Source organism: Methylovorus menthalis (genome assembly GCF_020523625.1).
Lineage (GTDB): Bacteria > Pseudomonadota > Gammaproteobacteria > Burkholderiales > Methylophilaceae > Methylovorus > Methylovorus menthalis.
This window is the reverse complement of sequence record NZ_JAJAQH010000001.1, coordinates 207,219-229,927: the sequence shown is the minus strand read 5'-3', so window position 1 is coordinate 229,927 and position 22,709 is coordinate 207,219. Positions and strand designations below refer to the sequence as shown.

The window sequence follows — 22,709 nt, the reverse complement described above, 5'->3', positions numbered from 1 at the left end:
TGCGATCCTGAACATGTAAGCTGCCAAGCTGCTATTAGTCGAGATTTATCTATGAAAGCGGTTGCGATTCATATGTCGGAGTGTTTTACAGGCGTCACAGCCATCTTAATCAGATTAGTCCAACGGAGTTCGAGAAGCTATAAACTGGAACCTGAAAAGGGTCTAGCAAAGCGGGAAAAGGCCTGACCGTGGAGAATGAGAAAAATATAATTCTGCGCATTTGCCTAACGGATGTCCTAAAATAGGATCTACATGCTAGCTCTTTACAGAGGCTGGATGTTGGCGAGCTATTAAGGGCTATAGACGGTTTTACAATCACTTTTACAGTACAGGCGGCACTCAGTTTATCCCACTAGTGCTCGTACGTACTGGTGAAATTCTTAAAAGCATCTAATTATGAAAAAAAAGAATAATTCCATTATTTATGTTTGCTTGTTAATAGCCAGTTGTACAACAATCGAAGAAAAGAAAAATTTACAAGACAAACCAACAGCTAGAATTAGAGTAATTGCTGAAGATGGTCAAACAGTTTCTTTTGGTGAACTAAAAGAAGATAAAAATTGTGTATTTGGTTTTGGAAACGCCTGGCGGTATTCAGTCGTTAAAATGGATATGATTTCATCTTCCTCTCATCAGTCAATAGGCATCCCATTGCCCCCTGGCCCTAACGCTATTTATAAAGAGTACAGAATTGGTGCTAATGCGCCTTATAAACTAAGTATTGTTTCAGAACATAACGCTCTTGAATCAAGATGTGTTACGGCTGTAAGTTTTTTTCCTGACGAAAATAAGGATTATGAGGCTTTACAGATACGTGCTAGAGGTATTGGATGCTATCAAAAGATTTATGAAATATTAAACACTCAAAATGGTATTACTAAAATCCCATTAAATAATGCCAAAAAACTTCCACTCTGCGAATAGATAAATAATTTTAATCTATATATCATTAAATATATAAAAGTTTAAACCAATAATTCATCAACATACTTTTTAAGGGTAAAACAAAATTGAATAATAAATCTTATATAGCCGTACTATTCACTAGTGTGTTGATGCTTTTACTTGTTGGTTGCCAAACCCTAGCGCCCACTTCAGAAATCCATGATTTGCAGAATGTAAAAATCATTGTAAACACTCCTCCTCTAACCAAAAGTACATGGAGTAAGTCTTTTATGCAGGCTTACCCACAAAGCCTACTTGCTGCAAGCATATATGCTGATTCGGTACAGCCGCCAGGTTTAAAACCCCCAGAGATACCAGATTTTGGATTGATCTTTGCAGAAAAACTAAAAACTGCTTTAAAAAGTAGGAAGTGGTGGCCCCCAACTGAAATCGTTAATTTAACAAATACCGATACTGAAAATGCAATCTCGGGTAGCTATATCAGCATGAGCTATGAAACTTTCACAATAGCAGGAAGTGGACATTTCGTGATCGTATTAAATACGAAATTGTTGAGCTCGGCAGATAAGGTATTGTGGGAAAAAAGGACTGCTTACAATGGCTTATATCAAGCCGAAAGTGAAAGTATTGAAAAGCTTCTCTTGAAAAGTCCTAGTAATGTTTCAACAGAGTTTAGTCATGCCGCTGATACGATGGTGAAAAGCTTGTTAAATGATTTGCCCATCAATTAAATTAGTGTGAGAGCACTTTCGGATGAAAGTGGGAGTTCATGCACACGATCTGTGATCAAGCCACCTATTCGCAGCATAGCATTACTATTAAAAGAACTTGAAAGGCTTCTTGAAGGGGATTTTCGGGCTAATAGTGCATGATAAAAGCCAGCAGAAACAGGTTTTATTTGTGGTTGAAACTTATGCTTATACAAGCTGAAAACTTATGTCGGTTGACGAATAATATGAAATTTAAAGTGCCAAGAACATCAGTCTATTGGCACTCTTCTGATCAGCATAAGCTGCAATCAATTACCCAAAAAAGCTGCAGGTTTCTCTATGGGTTTACGCACAAGGTGCAATCACGCTGTAACCAGTATATTTACTGAATTCGCAAAAAATAACGATAGATAGTATTTACGAAAATGTTCCAGATTCTGCCACCATCCTACTTCTTGGCGCATAATGAGTTTTGTGTAAACGGCCAGACTTTACAGGTCCATTAGAGAGTCTGGAGAAAATCACTGGTCGTATCAGCACGCTCAATGTGTATGGCGGCTTGGATGGCGTAATGAACGATATGGTTAGGCTAACCGATCGAACAAAAGTAGGCTAGCAACAACTCATCGCAAAGCTGCAACTCTACTGGTATAGCTCGCTGAAACTGATAATTTAACTCCCGAAAACTCTAGGGGCGTGTCAGTTTTTCGATAGTTATCTGATGATGTATGCCACGGCTAAGTCCTCTCCTAGCGGTCATAATGCTAGTGAAGAATCCGGGATAAGCAAGTACCCAAGGGGCCTCAATAAAGGCCCCTTTCTATTTGTTAACATGCCTGCGTGAAGTCATTCCCAGCATGTCGAAGTTGACATTGCATAAGTTTTTTGATGAACTAGTTGCATCATTAAAGGGCAAACCTGCCGAAAGGCAGCGACGCAAAGCTTCCGGTCTAAGGGCAATTGCCTATGACAGCGGGGCCGCCGTTTACCGCAAGGGTGAATGTATCCGGCGTTTTTCACTTTCTTGATATCGCGATGCCATAGGCTTTGCTTGGCGTTGTGGAGTTTGTGCGGAATGGATGCTGTCATCCATCTTATGTTCGTGCGTCTGACAGACAAACGATCACAAAAAATATAGCCAAAGACCGACCGTTTTTTGTGATATCCGCACTATCCGCAACGAAGCCATTCGCAGCACAATTCACCCCGCTTTAACCAATGTACGCGAGACACATCGCGGCATTCTCAAACCAGGGATACGATAAATTGCTGCCGCTTCATACACATCATTCGCGACAGGCGTGGCTGGCCATGGGGCTATGCCTATTGGCATTTCAGGCCTTTGCGGCAGATCCGGTTGATACCTCCTCGCAAGAGCTATTGCGTCAGCAGGAACGGGAGCGCGCCTTGCGCCAGCAACAGGAAGTGAGGCCCGATGTGCGCCCGACCGAGCCAGCCCCGCAAGCGGCCGCGCTGGTGTATCCCGATACCGAATCACCGTGTTTCCCTATTTCCCATATTGAGTTACATGGCGAGGAAGCTGCGCGCTTCCAGTTTGCGCTAGCGGTGGTAAGGCAAGGTGAGCACGCCGCTATCGGGCGTTGCCTCGGCACCCAAGGCATCAACACCGCGATGGCCCATGTGCAAAACGCCATGGTGACCGCAGGCTTTGTTACCAGTCGGGTCTTGGTCGGGCCGCAGGATCTTGCCAGCGGCGTGCTGGTGCTGACGGTCTTGCCGGGCCGGGTGCGCCAGATTCGCTTTGCTGAGGATGCCAGCCCGCATCCGCATCTTGCCAATTTGCTGCCATTGGCACCGGGCGATATTCTCAACCTCCGTGCCATTGAGCAGGCACTGGAAAACCTCAAGCGAGTACCGACGGCCGAGGCTGATATCCAGATTGCGCCCGCCGAAGGCAATGCCAAACCCGGCGAAAGCGATCTGGTGATTCGCTACCGCCAAGGCTTGCCTTTGCGCTTAAGTTTTAGTGCCGATGACGGCGGCTTTGACAGCACCGGCAAATACCAGGGGGGCGTTACCCTGTCTGGCGACAGCCTCTTGGGCCTGAGTGATCTTTTTTATGTGAACTTCAATCATGACCTGGGCGGTGGTGACAGCGGCAGCCGAGGCTCACGCGGCAGCACCGTGCATTACAGCCTGCCGTTTGGCCGCTGGCTGGTCAGTGCCACGGGTTCCAGCTACACCTATCATCAGGAAGTCGCCGGGCTGAATCAATCCTATCTCTACAGTGGCCGCAGCCAGAACATGGAGTTGAAGTTAAGCCGCATGCTGTACCGTTCCGCGGTCAACAAGACACAGCTCGCCGTCGGCAGTTTCTTCAAAAAATCCTATAACTATGTGGATGACACCGAGGTCGAGGTGCAGCGGCGGCGCACTGCGGGCTGGACCATGAGCCTCAACCAGAGCTGGTATATCCAGCAGGCGATACTGGATTACACCCTGGCCTATCGCCGGGGCACGGGGGCCATGGAATCGCTTAAATCGCCTGAAGAAGCGTCGCATGAAGGCACCTCGCGCATGGAGGTGGTCACTGCCGATGTGAGTTTCATGCAGCCGTTTAATCTCACCATGCCCTGGGGGCAGCAAGCCCTGCGCTACAGCGCCAACATCCGGGCGCAATCCAATCTCACCCCGCTAACGCCGCAGGATCGCTTCGCCATTGGCAGCCGTTATACCGTGCGCGGGTTTGACGGCCAGCTATCCCTGAGTGCAGAGCGCGGCTGGTTCATCCGCAACGAGATGAACGCCGTGCTGGGGCAAAGCGGCCAATCGGCTTATCTGGGGCTGGACTATGGCGAAGTCAGCGGGCCCTCCAGCGACCTGCTGCTGGGCAAGCGCTTGGCCGGTGCCGTTATCGGGCTGCGCGGTGGGCTCAAGGGATTTAGTTACGACGTATTTTTAGGCAAGCCGATTCAAAAGCCGGATGGGTTTGACACCGCAAAAACGGCAGCTGGCTTCAATCTCAACTGGTCGTTTTAGACCATGCTGTGGCCGGCCGTGTCGGCGCAATAAAGGGGAATCACCATGAATCATCATCGTTACCGCTTGATCTTCAACCGCGCACGCGGCGTGATGATGGCCGTGGCGGAGCATGTGTCTGCCCGCCAGGGCGGCGTATCCAGCCCGGCGTGCGGCCCCCAGGCAACCGTCACCCAGCCAGCCCTTACCATGACATGGGCGAACCTCGCGCCTGTTCCGTTCAGCCTGATGGTGATGCTGGGGGCTGCGTGCATTTATACGCCAGTTGCCCATGCCGATATCGTGGCCGACCCCACGGCTGCTGCCGGTCAGCAGCCCATCATCAGCAATACGGCCAGCGGTGTTCCACTGGTCAACATCCAGACACCAAGTAGCGCCGGGGTATCGCGCAATACCTACAGTCAGTTTGACGTGAATGCGCAGGGCGCCATCCTCAACAACAGTGCGGGCAATGTGCAAACTCAGCTGGGCGGCTGGGTACAAGGCAACCCCAATCTGGCCGGCGGCACGGCGCGCGTGATCTTGAACGAAGTGAACAGCAGCAACCCCAGCCTGCTGAATGGCTTTATCGAGATTGCTGGCAGTCGCGCCCAACTGGTGATTGCCAACCCGGCGGGCATTAGCTGCAATGGCTGCGGCTTTATCAACGCCAATCGCACCACGCTCACCACTGGCACACCCATCATGAACAGTGGCAATCTGCTGGGTTACCGGGTGGGTGGTGGCACGGTGCAGGTATCAGGCAATGGCATGGACGCGAGCCAGGCTAATTACACCGACATCATTGCCCGGGCTGTTGAAGTCAATGCTGGCATCTGGGCCAATACGCTCAATGTCACCACCGGCACCCACCAGATCAATGTCGATGCCAATGGCAACACGACCGGCATGACCGCGATCGCCCCAGGCAGTGGCGCCACGCCCACCTTTGCCGTGGATGTGGCGGCGCTGGGCGGCATGTATGCCGGCAAGATCCACCTGATCGGCACCGAAGCTGGCTTAGGCGTGCGCAATGCCGGCACGCTGGGTGCCAGTATCGGCGAATTCACCATCACCAATGACGGGCAGCTCATCAACACCGGCCATATCAGCGCCCAGGGCGCGGCCAGCCTCACCACCACAGGCAGGGTGGAGAATACGGGCGGCACGATAGCGGCCAACGGCTCCCTGACTGTGCAATCCAGTGCGCTAACCAATACCGGCGGTAATATCGCATCCGCAGGCGACATGGCCATTACCACCGGCGCCGTGGTGAACACCGGGGGTACCTTGCAGGCGGATGGCCATCTCAATCTTAGCAGCACCTCGCTTACAGGCGATGGCGATATCATGGCGCAAGGTAATCTCGCGATCACCACGCAAGGCGATGTCAGCAATAGCGGCCGCATGCTGGCCAATGGCGATCTGCAATTCACTACCGATGGTGCTCTTACCAATAGCAACAAGATCGAAGCAGGACAAGCGCTCGCCCTCAGCGCCCAGCAAATCACCAACACGGCCGACGGCAGCCTGGTCGGCACCGATACCAGCCTTACCGCCAGTGACACGCTCAGCAACCGCGGCCTGATCGATGGTGGCAATACCTATCTGCAAGCTGCCACCCTCCATAACACCGGCACGGGTCGTACTTACGGTGACCATCTCGCCATTCAAGCCACCACCCTCACCAACGATGCCGAAACCTTGAATGGCACGACAGCCGGTGGCACGCTGGCTGCGCGTGAACGTCTCGACCTCGGGGTCAACACCCTGACCAATCAGAACGGCAGCCTCATCTTCAGTGGTGGGGACATGGCGATCGGTGGCAGCCTGGATAGCAACCATCAGGCGACGGGCACGGCGCAATCCATTATCAATAGCAGCGCCAATGTGGAAGCCCTGGGGGAGTTGGCCGTCAACGCCGACAGCCTCACCAACCAGCGCACCACGTTTACCACCCAGCGTGTGCAGGTCGGCTCGTCCTCCAGCTATCGCGAAGAGTGCGTGGATGATGATTGTGACTATGTGAATCACATCACGACCCAGAAGACCGAATACGAAGACCAGGTCGTGACCAGCACGCCCGCGGGCACGATCTCGGCTGGCGGCAAGGCTACGTTACTCGTGGGCAACCTCACCAATCGTTACAGCACGATCGAAGCCGGTGGCGATTTAGCGCTCACCGGCAACACGCTCACCAATGAAGGGGCTGAGCTTTATCACCAGACCGATACCATCGTCCGCAAAAACCTTATCCACTGGGGTGACCGTGATCATGGCACCACGGTGACGTCCAGCAGCACCAGTACACTGGTCAGTACGGTGCCCGGCATCATCAGCGCTGGTGGCACCCTGAGCGGTAGCTTTACCGCCCGCATCGACAACACCACCATCCGCGAAAACACCGCCCCGGTCACCAATCCCCAAGGTAACAGTCCAGCAACGTCTACATCGACCGGCGTCACCGTCAGCCCCAGCAGCCTGTTCCAGCAGGTGCCGGATGCCACGGCGGATTACCTGATCCAGACCGATCCGCGCTTTACCAATTACAAAACCTGGCTCTCCTCGGACTATATGACGAGCCAACTCGCATTTGACCCGGCGATCACACAAAAGCGCCTGGGCGATGGCTTTTATGAGCAGAAGCTGATTCGCGAGCAAATCAGTGAGCTCACTGGTCGGCGCTTTCTGGAGGGCTATGCCAGTGACGAAGCGCAATACCAGGCGCTCATGAACAATGGTCTGACCCAGGCCACGGGCTTGCAGCTGATCCCCGGCATTGCTCTCACTGCCGCGCAGATTGCCCAGCTCACCAGCGACATCGTCTGGCTGGTAGAACAAAGCGTGACGCTGCCCGATGGCACCGTTACCAAAGCGCTGGTGCCCCAGGTCTACGTCAAACTGCAGGCAGGCGACTTGAGCCCTAGCGGCGCCGTGCTCGCCGGCAATAATGTCGATCTGCAGGTCACCGATGGCGATATCAGCACCAGCGGCACCATCGCCGGACGCAATGTGGTCAGCCTCAATGCCGACAATATCGAGAATGTGCGTGGCCTCATCAGCGGCAAGGATGTGGCCGTTACCGCCACGCAAGATATCACCGTCGAAGGGGGCAGCATCAAAGGGCAGGATAGCCTCATCGCCCAGGCTGGCGGCGACATCACCGTCAAAAGCAGCACCGTTGACCTGAAAGACCGCATGCAGGATGGCACGGCCACTGTCAGCAGCCATGTCATCGACCGTGTCGCCGGGCTGTATGTCAGCAATCCCGATGCCGTACTAGTCGCCAGTGCCGGCAAGGACCTCAACCTGATGGCCGCCGTCATCCAGAATAGCGGCGCCAATACCAATAACACCGGTGGCACCCTGCTCAGTGCTGGTAATAACGTCAATCTTGGCGTCGTCAAAGAGACAGGGGATTCCTATGGCACCGGCATGAACAGCTGGCGCAAGGAACACACCACCGATGAGATTGGTAGCCAGATCAGCACGACGGGCGACATCAGCATCCTGGCCGGCAAAGACCTCGCCATCAAGGGTGCCAACATTACTTCCGATTCAGGCACCCTCAGTGCCACGGCAGGTGGCGACATTAGCATCACGGCCGCCACCAGTACCCTGGAAAGCGATGCCTACCGCAAGGTCAAAACCACCACCCGTAAAAAAGAGTTCCGCGATTCCATTGACCAGACCACGCAGACAGGCAGCACCCTGAGTGCCGACAAGATCAACCTGCAAGCTGGCGTGCCCAGTGCTAGCGCTGCGACCCTCGCAACGACCGCGACCAATACCACCGGCAACCTCACTATCGAAGGCAGTAATGTCGTGTCCACCAATGGCACCACCCTCGGGGCCACGGGCAATGTCAGCATTACGGCTGTCGAGAACACCCTCACCGAAAGCCACCTCAAGAAGGTCAAGCAAAGTGGCTTCTCCGCGAGCGGCAGCAGCATCGGCTACAGCAGCAGCAAGCTGACGCAGAACCAGAACGGCACTACCGTCACCCAGCAAGGCAGCACGGTCGGCAGTGTGAATGGCGATGTCACGATAGAGGCGGGCAAGACCTACACCCAGACGGCCAGCGATGTCTTGGCCCCCAATGGCGACATTAGCATCACGGCGCAGCAGGTCAACATAGCTGCGGGCAACAACACCAGCACGCAAACCACCGAAACCAAGTACAAGCAGACCGGTTTAAGCCTCACCCTCACCAATCCGGTCGTCAGCGCGATTCAGACTGCAGACCAGATGAAACAGGCGGCCAGTGAAACCAGCGACGGTCGCATGCAGCTCCTCGCCGCGGCGACTACCGGTCTTAGCGCAAAAAATGCCTATGATGCCGTCAATGCTGCCAAGCCCGGATCTGATCTTGCGCAGCAGGCAGGCGGCATCAACCTGAGCCTCTCCTTAGGTACCAGCAAGAGCCAGAGCAGCAGCACGCAGACCAGCAGCCAGGCCCAGGGCAGCACCGTGCAGGCAGGCGGCGACCTTAGCATCAAAGCCACCGGTGCAGGCCAGGATTCTGACATCAACATCACCGGCAGCAGCGTCAAAGCCACTAACAACGTCAGCCTCAAAGCGGATGATGAAATCAATCTGGTTGCCGCGCAAAATACCGACACCCTCACCAGCAAAAACAAAAGCAGTAGTGTCAGCGTTGGGGTAAGTATCGGCGTAGGCGCCGGAGGTGCTGGCCCCGCTGTCACCGTAGGCGCCAGTGCAGGCAAAGGCAAGGCCAGCGGCAATGACGTCACCTGGACTGAAACGAACGTGCAAGGTGGCAACAAAGTCACGCTGGAAAGTGGCACCGACACGAATCTGATCGGCGCCCAGGTTAAAGGTGAGCAAGTGGTGGCCAATGTCGGCACCAGTGGTGAAGGCAATCTCAATATTCAGAGCCTGCAAGACACCAGCAATTATGACAGCAAACAAAAAAGCGTCGGAGGTAGCATCACCGTCGGCACCAGCCAGCTAGGTGCCTCAGCCAATATCAGCAACACCAAAATTAACAGCGACTACGCCAGCGTCAATGAGCAGGCGGGCATCTATGCCGGTGACGGTGGCTTCCAGGTCAATGTGAATGGCAACACGGATCTCAAGGGTGCTGTGATCGCCAGCAATGAGACGGCCATCGCAGGCAACAAGAACAGCCTCACCACCGACACCCTAACGGTCAGCAATATCAACAACAGTGCAGAATACAAAGGCGAAAGCAGCAGCTTTAGTGGCGGTATCGGCTTAACCGAGCAACCCAATGGCGGCGGCTACAAAAATAGCCCCACCGCAGCAGCAGGCACCGGCAGTGAAAGTGGCAGCAGTAGCAGCGTCACCGTTAGTGGCATCAGTGGTGGCAGCCTCGCCATCACCGACAGCACCGCCCAACAAACCAAGACCGGGCAAGACGCCACCACCACCGTGCTCGCCCTTAACCGCGACGTCCATATCGACGACAACGGCAACGCCGTTGACAACCAAGGCAACAGCACCGCTGGCACACTCGGTCAGATATTTGACAAAGAGCAAGTCGAGCGCAGCCTCAATGCTCAGGTGCAAATCACCCAGGCATTCAGCCAGGTGGCTCCCAAGGCATTGGGCGATTATGCAACTAACAAAGCGAAAGACCTCAAAGATCAGGCGCAGCAAGCACAAGATGCTGGCGATACTGCTACCGCACAGCAATTGCGTGATGAGTCCAAGCTTTGGGAAGAAGGTGGTGCTTATCGCGTAGCCCTGCATGCAGCTTTGGGTGGATTAACAACTGGCAGTCTGGCTGGCGCAGTGGGTGCGGGTGCCAGCCAAAGCGTCATTCCATTCATAGGCAACAAGATCGCCGAGATGGATTTGCCTGATGTCGCCAAGCAGGCGCTCATCGAATCCACTGCGGTCGCGATTGGCGCAGCCTTGGCGGGAGATGGCGGCGCAGGCGCGAGCCTGGCTGCTACTGCCAACAATTATCTAAAACATGCCGATATTGAAAAATTCAACCAGGAATTGTCTGATTGCAAGGCCAGAAATTGCACGGTGGCAGAGAAACGCGCCATTGCAGAAAAGTGGAAAACAGTCAGCGATCAACAGCAAAATAACTTTCTTGACGAGACCCTGGCAACGGGTATCGACCCTAACCCCAAGGCTTTATACTATGTGCTTGAAGTACCCTTCTCCACTGGCATCACTGACCCTGACATCCAAGATATTGTCCAGGCGATAGACAAGCAGAATAGCTACGTCAAATGGCTGGAAATCAGTGAAACCGCAGCAGCGCTAGTTGGCAACACGGCATTACCAGTGGTGAGAGGCGGTCTGCTTGCCAAAGCCAATAGCGATGTCAAAAGCAAGCTGCCCGCAGGCGTTGAAGTACAGGCAGAGTCTGTGGCGCCACTGAACAAAAAAATAGTTGATGATAATCCTTCATACCTACCTTCCTATTTGCCTGGCACCAAAGTCTATACTTACACCACGCCTGCCAGTGGGGATAAGTTTGTGCGAGTGTATGTTGGAGAAGGAGCAAGTCAAACATCACAAGCCGCCAGTTGGATGATGCGTGCTTCCGATATTGAGGGACTCAGCCCCCAACAGATCAAGGACAAGTTTGCCTTAAGCCAACTGCCTACATACGTTACTGATGTCAATATTCCCGCTGGTCAAACCATGCGTGCGAGTACGGCGAACGGTATTCTTGGGAATGGTGGTGGGGGCGTGCAGTTTGAGGTAACGAATAAGCCAAAAACTGAAGCTGAACAAAAGGCGTTTAATTCATGGTTTACAAATCCGAGGCCGCTCAAATGACTGATGATATTGCAAGAAACATTTCAATAAGCGTAGCGTTACCTGATGGTGGAGTCATCGCCATATCCAATTGTTTAATCGGAGATGAAGATGAAATCATTCCAATTTACGACCACAACCACAACATCTTCCGTCTCGACAAGAATGGTAACGTATTGTGGCAGGTGCAGCGAGATGATAAAGGTGCCATTAACTGGGAGCGCATCATGGCGGAAGTGGATAAGGGCGATGAAGGCGATCCTGAAACCATTCGACATGCAAGGAAGCCGTTCACAACTCTTTACTTGCTGGATTCAGAAGGAAACGATCTCACAAAAACTGGAAAATGGGTAGATGGACTCACTCTGTATGGGCTATCCGTTAACTATGGCGGACGGTATCAAATTGACATAGATACTGGCATTGCCACCAATATTACAGAGTCTCCTACACGTGATTGGTAAATCTTGGATGATGAGCGAATCAGACATCAAAAGCTTAAGTGCAGCACAGATTCAATATAAATTTGCACTTAAATCTGTATCTACTGAAGATAAAGTCTTGTTACCAGATGGTAATCTAATTCTTCTGACAGACTCGATCATGGAAAGCCTTTGCCAAAAGCACGATTTATCAGCTTTGAAAATCCGACTGATGTGTTGAAACTAGTAACGGTGAACCAATGATCTTCAGCATTTTTTGCAAAAAGCTTGACCTATCTCATGTTGATTATAAAAGAGATGGTCGAGGCCTACATAGCAGGCGAGAATTAATCAGGAAAAAATACCCTAACAGTCTTGTGTATCAAGAATTGCGAGCTGTTCTTTATCTTTATCATGCAAAGATTTTTGTCACAACCACCACTTCGATTATGGAGTGCGGCGAAGTCATTAATTTAGACTTCCTAAACGCAAGTGACGAGGAGATTGGAAATGCTATTTATGACAAATTACTCGAATGCTACTCAATCTCTCCAGATATCTTGAACAAAACCATAATGAAACCTAGCGACTGGCCTGTATTTAAAGCTTCAAAAGCAAAGACACTGAAAGAATTTCGCGCTAACGCTATTCGATTTGAGATCAAAACTATCAATAGTGCCTTGCTCATTCAATGTAAATACGTAGAGTCGACAAACCAAGGTGAGCATGTAGGTGCATATATTTCATTAGGGCCAGAGGCGACCGAACTTGGTAGGAAAATCCGTAAATTGGCTGCGATGCTGAGTAAACTACGTGAAATGGAGATGCTGTGAATCGCTACAACCCCTGCGACTTTGTAGCCAACAGATTATAACTATTGATTAATCAAATATTACGTCGGCTTATTCAAGTCGTACCATATCCGCTATGGTAATCATAAAATTTATCCACTGGGCAATTGAACTAATTCTACTTTTCTACGTACTTAAAGGGCTACTTGGAAAGTTTCAAGAAGGAGATTTTTCCAAAGCAATAGTTATCGGGATTGTTTGGTTTGGCTTAGGTCTTTTTACATCAGGGATTATTAAAATTGTGTAACTCTTCTATAGAGGTCGAACGCACGTTTCTGAATTGATCTGAGTCCGCTTGGGGGGGGGTGTTAATTTCGTTATTGAATATTTCAAGCAACTGATAGATGGATTCTGAGGAAAAAACTGTGGACCGCAGCCTCTACCAACAATGCACAACAGGCAAATGCGGCGATGCAGGGGATGAAGGTGGACACCTAATTGCATCAAGTCTTGGTGGCACGGGCGATAAAATCAATCTTGTTCCGCAAGCTGCCACCCTGAACCGACAGGATTGGCGAGATATGGAGCGCTATCTGGCGGGGGAACTCAAGGCTGGTAAAACTGTAAATGTTAAGATTGATGTGGGATATCCGGCTAACGGTGCAGGAAGGCCCAATTTATTTGTTGTTGAGGCTACGATAAATGGAAAAATCGTGCCTTTCCGCTTTACTCAGTGAGAATTTCATGAAAATTAATTCTGTTGAAGACGCCTACGGGTTGTTGGCTCAATATTTAGTAGGGTTTATTGATGGGCGGCAGTGGGACCGCGCAGTATGTAATATGAGAATTTTGAATAGCATGGCAAGAGGCATGCATTGGCTAGAGTATGGCGACATAGTAGACGAGTTAGGTGGGTTCTCCAATGATCGTATTATCATTTGGGATGGGCTGGATGCAGCGCTTTTCCTTCGAGACGACCTCCTAGCCACAACGGGTGAACGAATCTGGGGTTTAACCTTCACACTCTACCCTAACGGCAAGTATTAATATCGAATACGATTACAACAAGCCTGAAGATTACGAAGACTCGGACGAATTAATCACTGGAGAGGAAATCAATCAGAGTTTGTCCAACCTAAATAAACAGGCTTAATTTACCAAATTTTTCTACACCAATACTTTGCACACCATGGGCTTCGAACAACTAGCAGAACTTAAGAAACAACTCGCAGCGGCGGCTCCCCAGAAGCCCTCCCGTTCACCGAAACAATCAGGAAGCCCAAAGAAACCTGGACCACCGGTCGATCCGGTTCTCCTGGCAATTGGGCGCTTGCAGAAACTGTTCCCTCGCACCTTTCCCAAGAACCCTGCCCCCAAGCTTCCGCTGAAGATCGGCATCTATGCTGACCTCGTGGCAAGAAAAGGTGAGATTGCGCTTGATGAGGTTAGGCTTAAGGAAGCGTTAAGCAAATGGTGCCGAACCCGAAGATACTGGGCTTCCATTATTGAAGGTGCCCCCAGAGTAAATCTTGATGGGGAGCCAGATGGAGTAGTGACGGCTAGCGAAGCTGGCCAGGCACGGGGCTTGGAATCAAGATTGAGAATTCACAAAACAGAATCTGTATGAAGCTTATCTTAAAAAAGGGTTGGAACGGCGAATATAGGCCATTGGACCTATTTCTAGCCCTCATTTTTACAGGGATGGTCTATTCAATAATATTATTCCTATCAATTTCCCTGATTCACTCAAAAACGCTGTTAGGTTTAACGCTTTTACTCATTTATTCCACCTGTAGCATTCTGGGCATATGGTTTACGGTGGCTTTATGGAGGGGATCCAGAGAGTCTAAGGTCTGGTGGAAATGGCTGGTCCGTGGTTTTCTCATCTACTCATTATGCGAGTACATAGGTAAATGGATATCCTAAAAAAGGAAAAACCTTGAAATCTCCTGATTAGAAAGCCCGCAATCGCGGACTTTCTATTTACTTGCATTTTATGGTGTCTCAACTTGCGGCTTATGGGTCAAACTTGCATCTTATGGTGCGCAGAACAGCAGCCCGCTTTCGCGGGTTTATTCACATCACATTAACCACATTTGCTGTCGCCGCAATTGAGGCAGGTCAGGCAGCCGTCCATGACGATGGCGGCTTTGGTATTGCACTTGTTACAAAGCTGGGCACCAGGCGGAAAGCCCTCTTCGTTTCTCGGTTCGTGGGCGTGCTTTTCGAGGTATTCGGTTTTCTTTTCCTCGATCAGTTTTTTCTGGTGTTCGTCCAGGCCGGGTTTTTTCAGCATGCCGATCTGGTAGAAATGTTGTTCTAGCACTTCGCCGATTTCAGCGACCAGGCTGGGGATGAATTTGCCGCCTTTTTTGAAGTAGCCGCCGCTGGGTTCAAACACGCTGCGTAACTCTTCTACCAGGAAGGTGACGTCGCCGCCTTTGCGGAACACGGCGGACATGACGCGGGTGAGGGCGACGATCCACTGGAAGTGCTCCATGTTTTTGGAGTTGATGAAGACTTCAAATGGGCGACGGTGTTCCTGCGGGGTGCCTTCGTTCATGATCACGTCGTTAATCGTGATGTAGAGCGCGTGCTCGGTGACCGGGGTTTTGATCTTGTAGGTGTTGCCTACCAGCATTTCCGGGCGGCTGAGCGGCTCGCCGAGTTGCACAATCTCGGCCATTTTCTGCGCGGCTTGCTGCTCATGAGCTTGCTGTTGCGCAATATTGGCGGCTTCTTTGGCCTTGTCTTCTTCGGTGACTACGCTGTAGCCGGTGATCTTTTTTTCTATTTTGATAGCCATATTGTTCTCCTGTCAGTTGGGCAGGGATCGATATCCCATGCCCATACCGTAGCGCTTCACGCGCTACGATTAAAACTTGCCGTAGTAACCCTCTTTCAGCGCGTCATACAGATTGGCTGCTGAGTGGATTTCACCGTCGTATTCGATTTCTTCATTGCCTTTGACTTCGACTACCGAGCCGTCATCCAGCGTGAATTTGTAGGTGGTGTTTTCGAGGTCTTTTTCGGTGACCAGCACGCCCTGGAAGGCTTCCGGGTTGAAGCGGAAGGTGGTGCAGCCCTTCAGGCCTTTTTCGTAGGCGTAGAGGTAGATGTCCTTGAAGTCACCAAAGTCATAGTCCGTGGGGACGTTGATGGTTTTGGAGATGGAGCTGTCGATCCACTTCTGTGCAGCGGCCTGGATGTCCACGTGTGCCTTGGCGCTGATGGTGGAGGAATCCATGAAGTATTCCGGCAACTGCTCTTCGGGTTTATCCGAGAAAGGCATGGCGCCGGCATTGATCAGCTCGCGGTAAGCCAGCAGTTCATATGAGAATACGTCGACCTTTTCCTTGGACTTCTTGCCTTCACGGATCACGTTGCGGGCATAGTGGTGGGCGAAGGATGGCTCAATGCCGTTACTGGCGTTATTGGCCAGGCTGAGCGAGATGGTGCCGGTTGGCGCAATCGAGCTGTGGTGCGTAAAGCGCACGCCATTCTTGGCGATCTGCTTGCGCAGCTTTTCGGGGAACTGCTGCATGTAGCGGCTGTAGAGGCCCATCAACACCTTGCCTTTGACCTTGTCGCCCAGCTTGATGCCGTCTTTGACCATTTCCGGACGTTTTGCCAGCAGGTCAGCAGTCACCACGAATTCTTCATCCATGATGGGTGCTGCGCCTTTTTCTTCGGCCAGTTCAACACCGACTTGCCAGCCCACTTCGGCCATGATCTTGGTCACTTCTTCGGTGAAGGTGAGCGATGCATCATCGCCGTATTTCATCTTCAGCATGGTCAGGGTAGAACCCAGGCCCAGATAGCCCATGCCGTGACGGCGCTTGCGCATGATTTCAGCTTGCTGTTGTGGCAGTGGCAGGCCGTTCACTTCCACCACGTTGTCCAGCATGCGGGTGAAGGTGGCGACGACTTCACGATACTCTTCCCAGTCAAACCAGGCTTTGTCGGTGAAAGGCTCACGTACGAACTTGGTCAGGTTGACCGAGCCCAGCAGGCAGGCGCCATAAGGGGGCAGTGGTTGCTCACCGCAAGGGTTGGTGGCGCGGATGTTTTCGCAGAACCAGTTGTTGTTCATTTCATTGACGCGGTCGATCAGGATGAAACCTGGCTCGGCGAAGTCGTAAGTCGAGGACATGATCACATCCCACAGACGTTGCGCCTTGATGATCTTGTACACGCGGCAAGCCACTTTGCCGTCGGATTCACGGGTGAGGTACTTGTTCTTGACTGGCCATTCGCGCCACACCACCTGGTTGGGGTCTTCCAGATTCAGGCTGTCCTGATTGGCCTCTTTTTCGGTGACAGGGAAAGCCAGTTTCCACTCGGCATCGGCCTTCACCGCTTCCATGAATTCTTTGGTGATCAGGGTCGACAGATTGAACTGACGCAGGCGGCCAGCTTCGCGCTTGGCCTTGATGAAGTCAGTGACATCAGGGTGCGAAATATCAAAAGTGGCCATTTGTGCGCCACGGCGTCCGCCAGCGCTGGACACGGTGAAACACATCTTGTCGTAGATATCCATGAACGACAGCGGGCCGCTGGTATAAGCACCGGCGCCAGCCACAAACGCGCCCTTGGGGCGCAGCGTGGAGAATTCATAGCCAATGCCGCAACCTGCCTTCAGGGTCAGGCCAGCTTCGTGTACTTTTTCCAGAATGCCGTCCATGCTGTCTTCAATAATGCCGGACACGGTGCAGTTGATGGTGCTGGTAGCGGGCTTGTGCTCTTGCGCACCAGCATTGGAAGTAATACGGCCAGCAGGGATGGCACCGCGACGTAGTGCCCACAGAAAACGCTCGTACCAGAAGCTGCGCTTGGCATCGGTTTCTTCAGCATCGGCCAATGCACGGGCAACACGCTTGTAGGTGTCATCCATGTCCGCATCGATATGATCGCCTTGCTTGGTCTTCAGGCGATATTTCTTGTCCCAGATGTCGAGTGAAACCGGTTGCATGGGGACTTCTTGCGTGGCGTTGTCTGAAGCTTTCACAGCTTTTAGCATGTAGGGATCCTTCCTTGTGGCGATGCTTGATGGGTTAATCAAGCTGGTTATTTTAGGCCTGGCCTTCTAGGTCTGATTTAAGGCAAGACCACAATATATTGTGCTTTTGTGCAAAATTATGTCATTTCCTTGTGATGGTCAAGAAGATTTTTCGGTGCATCCGCGCCATTTCAGTGCTCGCTTTTGTGCATGAAATGACAAGACGCCAGCGGGCAGGCTTTAGCGTAAAGGTGAGCCCTTGCTAACAACCGTAAAAATAAATTTCCGTCCGCGATATTGACCTTTTCAGGCATTGCTGCATGCCCGTTTCAGTACTGTTGGCCTGTCATGACGCCGTCGCATGTGATCAAGGATGAACCCGGCGGAGGATATGTGCGAAAATAGCTTTATGCCTCGCTTCCTCTATACCTTGCTGCTCTATGGCCTGTTGCCATTCGCCCCTATCAAGCTGTTGTGGCGTGGTCTGCGGCGTCAGCCAGAGTATTTGCACCATTGGGGTGAGCGCTTTGGTTTTTATCGTGGGGCGCCTGCCCAGCCTGTGATCTGGCTGCACTGCGTGTCGGTGGGCGAGACCCGCGCCGCGGCGCCGCTGGTGCTGGCTTTGCAAGCGCGCTATCCACGTCACCGCATTCTATTTACCCACACCACCCCCACGGGCCGGGTCACCAGCGAGCAATTGTTTGGCGAAAAGGTAGACCGCGTTTACCTGCCTTACGATACCCCAGGCGCCGTTGCCCGTTTTCTGCGTCATTTCAAGCCTGAGATAGGATTGATCCTGGAAACCGAGTTGTGGTTCAACCTCATCGCAGCCTGCCATGCACGGCAGATTCCGCTGTTGCTGGTCAATGCCCGCATGTCCGCCAAATCGGCCCATGGCTATGGCAAAGTGGCCCGCCTCACCGAGCAAGGCCTGGTGCGCTTGAGCGCTATCGCCGCCCAGACCGAGCAGGACAAGCAGCGTTTGCAATCGCTAGGGGCGCAAAACGTCACCATATGCGGCAATCTCAAGTTTGATGTGGAGCCACCTGCCGATGCTGATGTACTGGGCGCTGCCTTGCGCGAGCGGCTGGGCGAGTTGGTGGGGCGCAATCGCCCGGTGTTTCTGGCGGCCAGCACAAGGGAAGGCGAAGAAGAGCAGATTCTGGATGCGATACGCGCGGCGGATGTGCCACATCTGTTGACCATTCTGGTGCCTCGCCATCCGCAACGGTTTGCGGAAGTCGCCCAGTTACTGAAAAAACGCGGATATTCCTATCTGCAGCGCTCGCGGCTGGCGCATATCACCGTGGAAGAAGCCGCGGCCATGCATGTTGAAGTCATCCTCGGCGACAGCATGGGGGAGATGTTTACCTACTATGCGGCTTGCGACCTGGCGTTTATCGGCGGCAGCTTGTTGCCCTATGGCGGGCAGAATCTGATTGAGGCCTGCGCCATGGGTAAGCCTGTGCTAGTCGGGCCACATACCTTTAATTTTGAGGCCGCCGCCGAGTTTGCCATTGCGGACCGTGCCGCCTGGCGGGTGCGAGACTCTGGTGAGTTGGCCAAGGCCATGCAGCGCTTGCTCGGTGACCCCGAGGCCAGGCAGGCTATGGGCTGGGCGGCCATTGAGTTCAGCCACAGTGCAGGCGGGGCTGTGCACAAAGTATGTGATCTGGTGGCGCGCTACCTGGCACCGCAGACCCCTTAGTTAATCCGGATGGTTTAAACCATCCGGCTGCTCAGTTTCACTACTGGCGACAACCGTTGATCCAACCGCAATCATCTGCGTTCCCCGGCCACTCTCAGGTGTATAGCTTCGTTCCATCGACATCCGGGTTCCATGCCCTGCTTCAGGGTCATTCCACGGCGAGTGATTTCACCAGCACTAGTTCGCATGCGCCATTGCCGGTATCGGTGCGGGTAAGCGAGCTGCGCCAGGTCCAGCCATCCACCCCTTTTGCCTCAATCAGCTGCCCCTGAATCCGCACGCGTTGCCCCACCCGTATGGCGCTCAGTTGTCGCGCAATGGTGTCGTCCGCAGGCACCATGTGCATATTGGCGCTGTGGCTTTCGATTTCTTCGCGCGGGATGGGAAACTGCTCGACGCGCCAGAAGTAAAAGCGACCACTCTGGCTAATATTGATCTTGGATAACACTGTCTCATCCGACATGCGGCCCCAGCCAAGCGCCAGGTCTACCGGTGCCAGCTGCGCCGCCCGGTCCAGCTGGTAACGCTGGGTGGAGAGTACGCGGGCTTGCAGGCTGAACTCTGCCAGCGGGGTAATGGTGTAGTTGTTCAGTAGGAATGAGGTGGCGTGGGAGATGCGCTGCTGTTGCGGACTGTCGGCGGCGATGACGCCCGGCCCATGCTGTTCGGCACGCTGCTGCCAGTGGTGATACGCGCCCCAGGCAATCAGCAGGATAAACGCAAGACGTCGCCAGGAAAGGCCTGCAAACGTCATGGTCGGTTAACGGATCAGCCTGCTGATCTGCTTGAAGGCATCGCTGCCAGCAGCGCCCAGCCATTCAAACGCGATGGATTCGGTGTTGCTGACGATAATGCCCGCCTGCGATAAACGTTGCAGGGCATTGTCTCGGTGCAGTGTCTGGCGTGAAAGCACGGCATCCGCCGCGACAATCACCTGATGCCCATGGGCTTGCAGGTCAAGCGCGGTTTGCAACACGCAAATATGCGCTTCCATGCCGGTCAGTATGACCTGCGGCCTGTCACTCGTCAGGTGCTGGCGGAAACCCGGCGCCTGCCAGCACGAAAACACGGTTTTCTCAATGCGGGGAACATCGCCCAGCCAAGGCAGCAATGTTTCCAGGGTAGGCCCAAGCCCCTGCGGATATTGCTCGGTATACAGTCGTGGTACTTCCAGCAAGGCCGCTGCCTGCAGCAATATGCCGATGTTACGAACCACCGTTTGTGCCTCCTCGGCAGGCATGGCGGCGCAAAGCTTTTCTTGCACATCAATCACGACCACTTGGCTCAAGTGGCGCTGGGCAAGAAAAGGCGGTTTGCTCATGGCTTTGCCAATTCCCCGGATGCCAGATGCTGGTTGACGGTGATCATGTCGGCATCCGAAAGCTGGCCTGTGGCAGATTTGAGCTTGAGCATCCCTAGCAGGTAGTTGTAGCGGGCTTGCAGCAAATCCCGCTTGGCGCTGAAAAGCTGCTGCTGGGCGTTGAGCACATCCACGCTATTGCGCACGCCGACTTCGTAGCCGAGATTGGTAGAGTCCAGCTGGCTTTGGCTTGAGCTCAGTGCCTGTTCGTAAGCACGCACCTGGGCGATGCTGCTGACCAGAGTCAGGTAAGCTTCGCGCGTATCCAGCTCGGCCTGTCTGCGTGCGGCTTCCAGGTCGTCTAGCGCCTTGTTCTTGTTGGCGACGGCTTCACGTACGCGCGAATTTACCAGCCCGCCCTGATACAGGGGGATTTGTAGTTGCACGCCTATCGTGGCGTTTTGCAGATCGGTGCCAAAGCCGTTAATTCCGCTACTGGCGCGGGTGTCGGTGTAGTTGCCTACCGCATCCAGCGTGGGTAGGTGACCGGCATGCTGGCGCTCAATCTCTTGCGTGGCAATATCCAGCAACTGCTGCTGAATCAGGATATTCAGGTTGCTCTGCTCGGCCATGCTAACCCAGGTTTCCATATTAGCGGGTTCGGGTGATGCCGGCTGCAGGTCGGCCATGGCAGGGGCCAGTCGGATAGCCGGTTGCTGCCCCGTGATGGCTTGCAGCGTGCGGCGTTTTACTTCCATATCATTCAGGCTGGCAATCTCCTGCGCCTGCAGCAGATCGTAGCGGGCTTGCGCTTCATTAACATCGGTAATGGTGGCCGTGCCTGCTTCAAAGTTGGCGCGGGCTTGCTCCAGCTGACCACTGATGGCCGATTTCTGGGCATTGATCAGGTCCAGCCTGTCTTGCGCCTGCAGGGTATCAAAATAGGCCTGCGAAATACGCAGCATCAACGTTTGTCTGGCAAGCACCAGCTGTTTATCTGCCTGGCTTACCTGGCTTTTTGCCTGGGCAAATTGAGCGCTGATCTGCTTGCGATAAATCGGTTGGCTGACGCTGACGCCATAGCCAAAGGTATCAAACGATTCGCGCCCGCCATTGCGAAATACCGTGGCGCTACCCATGTAGCGGATGTCGGTTTCCGAGTGGCTGGCATTGCTGCTGGCAGTCACGGTCGGCAGGTAAAGGGATTTGCCCTGCTCCAGTTTTTCCTGCGCCGCGAGATGGGCATTTTTGGCGGCGGCCCAGCTGGGGTCGCCGCTGAGGGCGAGCTGGTAAAGGTCTACCAGATTCTGCTGGGCAGGAGCAGCCTGAGCCGACAGGCTGTACGCTGCCAGCACGAGTACATACCAATAAAAGCGCATGATGGAGCTTAGAATTCGAAGCGAGCTGGGTGAGGCGCGTTTTCCAGAGGAGGCACCGAGGTTTCAAACAGCACATCGTGGCGGAAACTGTCGGCGCTGACGCGACGTATCATGGTAGCTTCCATGGCTGGGCCTTCGCCTACCACGGCAAACAGGCGGCCATTGGTGGCAAGCTGCTGTTCAGCAATCACAGGCAGCAAAGGCAGCGATCCGGTGAATACGATGACATCATACGGTGCGCCATTGGCCCAGCCCTGGCTGCCATCGGCAATTTCCAGGCTCACATTGTGTATGCCGTGCTGCTGTAGTTTGCGCTGGGCGGCGACGCTGAGGTCGGCATGAATTTCCAGGCTGACGACCTCCTTGGCGAGCGTTGCCAGCAAGGCGGTCAGGTAACCACTGCCGGTGCCGATTTCAAGCACGCGGTCGGTTTTGCTGATTTCCAGCGCCTGCACGATGCGGCCTTCCATTTTGGGAGAAAGCATCTGCTGGCCAGCACCTATGGGAATCTCCAGATCGGCAAAGGCCAGGCCGCGATACTGCTCCGGCACAAAGTCCTCACGTGGCACCTGGCTTAAAAGATCCAGCACGCGCGCGTCCAGCACCTCCCATGTGCGGATCTGCTGCTCAATCATGTTGAAACGCGCTTGTTCTACATCCTTATGCATAGTGTGGCTTCCATCGCATGGTCAGTGAGTGCTTGATTATAGCGCCTGCACTCCGAGTTTCAATCAATCCGGTTCAATCAGT

General features: G+C 53.2%; 16 protein-coding genes and 1 riboswitch. Of the genes, 10 read left to right on the top strand and 6 right to left on the bottom strand.

The window, feature by feature from the left end; genetic code table 11:
• Nucleotides 1-396: 396 nt before the first annotated feature.
• From LG204_RS01030 to LG204_RS00990, 9 genes are all read left to right on the top strand, one after another.
• Nucleotides 397-924 (top strand): hypothetical protein, encoded by a 528-nt coding sequence (locus LG204_RS01030; RefSeq protein WP_230335536.1) that lies wholly within the window; start codon nucleotides 397-399, stop codon nucleotides 922-924.
• Between the two features lie 86 nt (nucleotides 925-1,010).
• Entirely contained in the window at nucleotides 1,011-1,637 is a 627-nt protein-coding gene (locus LG204_RS01025; RefSeq protein ID WP_230335535.1) for a hypothetical protein, read from the top strand.
• A gap of 880 nt (nucleotides 1,638-2,517) precedes the next feature.
• A riboswitch (cyclic di-GMP riboswitch) is annotated at nucleotides 2,518-2,602 on the top strand.
• A 325-nt stretch (nucleotides 2,603-2,927) separates the two neighbouring features.
• A complete protein-coding gene (locus LG204_RS01020) occupies nucleotides 2,928-4,616 on the top strand; it encodes a ShlB/FhaC/HecB family hemolysin secretion/activation protein (RefSeq protein ID WP_230335534.1) in 1,689 nt (562 codons plus the stop codon).
• A gap of 45 nt (nucleotides 4,617-4,661) precedes the next feature.
• The gene (locus LG204_RS01015; RefSeq protein WP_230335533.1) at nucleotides 4,662-11,381 is read left to right on the top strand and encodes a two-partner secretion domain-containing protein; all 6,720 of its coding nucleotides are present in this window, start codon (nucleotides 4,662-4,664) and stop codon (nucleotides 11,379-11,381) included.
• Nucleotides 11,351-11,824, top strand: a complete 474-nt coding sequence (locus LG204_RS01010; protein WP_230335532.1) for a hypothetical protein — start codon at nucleotides 11,351-11,353, stop codon at nucleotides 11,822-11,824. The genes LG204_RS01015 and LG204_RS01010 overlap by 31 nt, the downstream gene beginning before the upstream one ends.
• Before the next feature lie 218 nt (nucleotides 11,825-12,042).
• A complete protein-coding gene (locus tag LG204_RS01005; protein WP_230335531.1) occupies nucleotides 12,043-12,615 on the top strand; it encodes a hypothetical protein in 573 nt (190 codons plus the stop codon).
• A 362-nt stretch (nucleotides 12,616-12,977) separates the two neighbouring features.
• On the top strand, nucleotides 12,978-13,310 hold the full coding sequence (locus tag LG204_RS01000) for a DNA/RNA non-specific endonuclease (protein ID WP_230335530.1): 333 nt from the start codon (nucleotides 12,978-12,980) through the stop codon (nucleotides 13,308-13,310).
• 7 nt (nucleotides 13,311-13,317) lie between these two features.
• Nucleotides 13,318-13,620, top strand: coding sequence for a hypothetical protein (locus tag LG204_RS00995; protein ID WP_230335529.1), 303 nt, complete (start codon nucleotides 13,318-13,320; stop codon nucleotides 13,618-13,620).
• Between the two features lie 142 nt (nucleotides 13,621-13,762).
• The gene (locus tag LG204_RS00990; RefSeq protein ID WP_230335528.1) at nucleotides 13,763-14,200 is read left to right on the top strand and encodes a ProQ/FinO family protein; all 438 of its coding nucleotides are present in this window, start codon (nucleotides 13,763-13,765) and stop codon (nucleotides 14,198-14,200) included.
• Nucleotides 14,201-14,659: 459 nt separating this feature from the next.
• Here the strand turns inward: LG204_RS00990 and LG204_RS00985 are convergent, their stop codons facing one another.
• Nucleotides 14,660-15,379, bottom strand: a complete 720-nt coding sequence (locus tag LG204_RS00985) for a TSCPD domain-containing protein (RefSeq protein WP_230335527.1) — start codon at nucleotides 15,377-15,379, stop codon at nucleotides 14,660-14,662.
• Nucleotides 15,380-15,448: 69 nt separating this feature from the next.
• Nucleotides 15,449-17,593, bottom strand: coding sequence for an adenosylcobalamin-dependent ribonucleoside-diphosphate reductase (locus tag LG204_RS00980; protein WP_230335526.1), 2,145 nt, complete (start codon nucleotides 17,591-17,593; stop codon nucleotides 15,449-15,451).
• 370 nt (nucleotides 17,594-17,963) lie between these two features.
• On the opposite strand from LG204_RS00980, the gene waaA reads away from it, so the two are divergent.
• On the top strand, nucleotides 17,964-19,280 hold the full coding sequence (gene waaA, locus LG204_RS00975) for a lipid IV(A) 3-deoxy-D-manno-octulosonic acid transferase (protein WP_230335525.1): 1,317 nt from the start codon (nucleotides 17,964-17,966) through the stop codon (nucleotides 19,278-19,280).
• Nucleotides 19,281-19,428: 148 nt separating this feature from the next.
• Here waaA and LG204_RS00970 read toward each other — a convergent pair whose 3' ends face one another.
• From LG204_RS00970 to LG204_RS00955, 4 genes are read right to left on the bottom strand one after another with little or no spacing between them, the layout of a single operon-like run.
• Entirely contained in the window at nucleotides 19,429-20,034 is a 606-nt protein-coding gene (locus LG204_RS00970; protein ID WP_230335524.1) for a hypothetical protein, read from the bottom strand.
• Between the two features lie 6 nt (nucleotides 20,035-20,040).
• Nucleotides 20,041-20,601 carry an isochorismatase family protein gene (locus LG204_RS00965; RefSeq protein WP_230335523.1) on the bottom strand — a complete coding sequence of 187 codons (561 nt, stop codon included), beginning with the start codon at nucleotides 20,599-20,601 and terminating at the stop codon, nucleotides 20,041-20,043.
• Nucleotides 20,598-21,959, bottom strand: coding sequence for a TolC family outer membrane protein (locus tag LG204_RS00960; RefSeq protein WP_230335522.1), 1,362 nt, complete (start codon nucleotides 21,957-21,959; stop codon nucleotides 20,598-20,600). Before LG204_RS00960 ends, LG204_RS00965 begins: the two co-directional genes overlap by 4 nt.
• A gap of 8 nt (nucleotides 21,960-21,967) precedes the next feature.
• Nucleotides 21,968-22,627: a protein-L-isoaspartate O-methyltransferase family protein gene (locus tag LG204_RS00955; protein WP_230335521.1), complete on the bottom strand. Its 660-nt coding sequence runs from the start codon at nucleotides 22,625-22,627 to the stop codon at nucleotides 21,968-21,970.
• Between the last annotated feature and the right edge of the window lie 82 nt (nucleotides 22,628-22,709).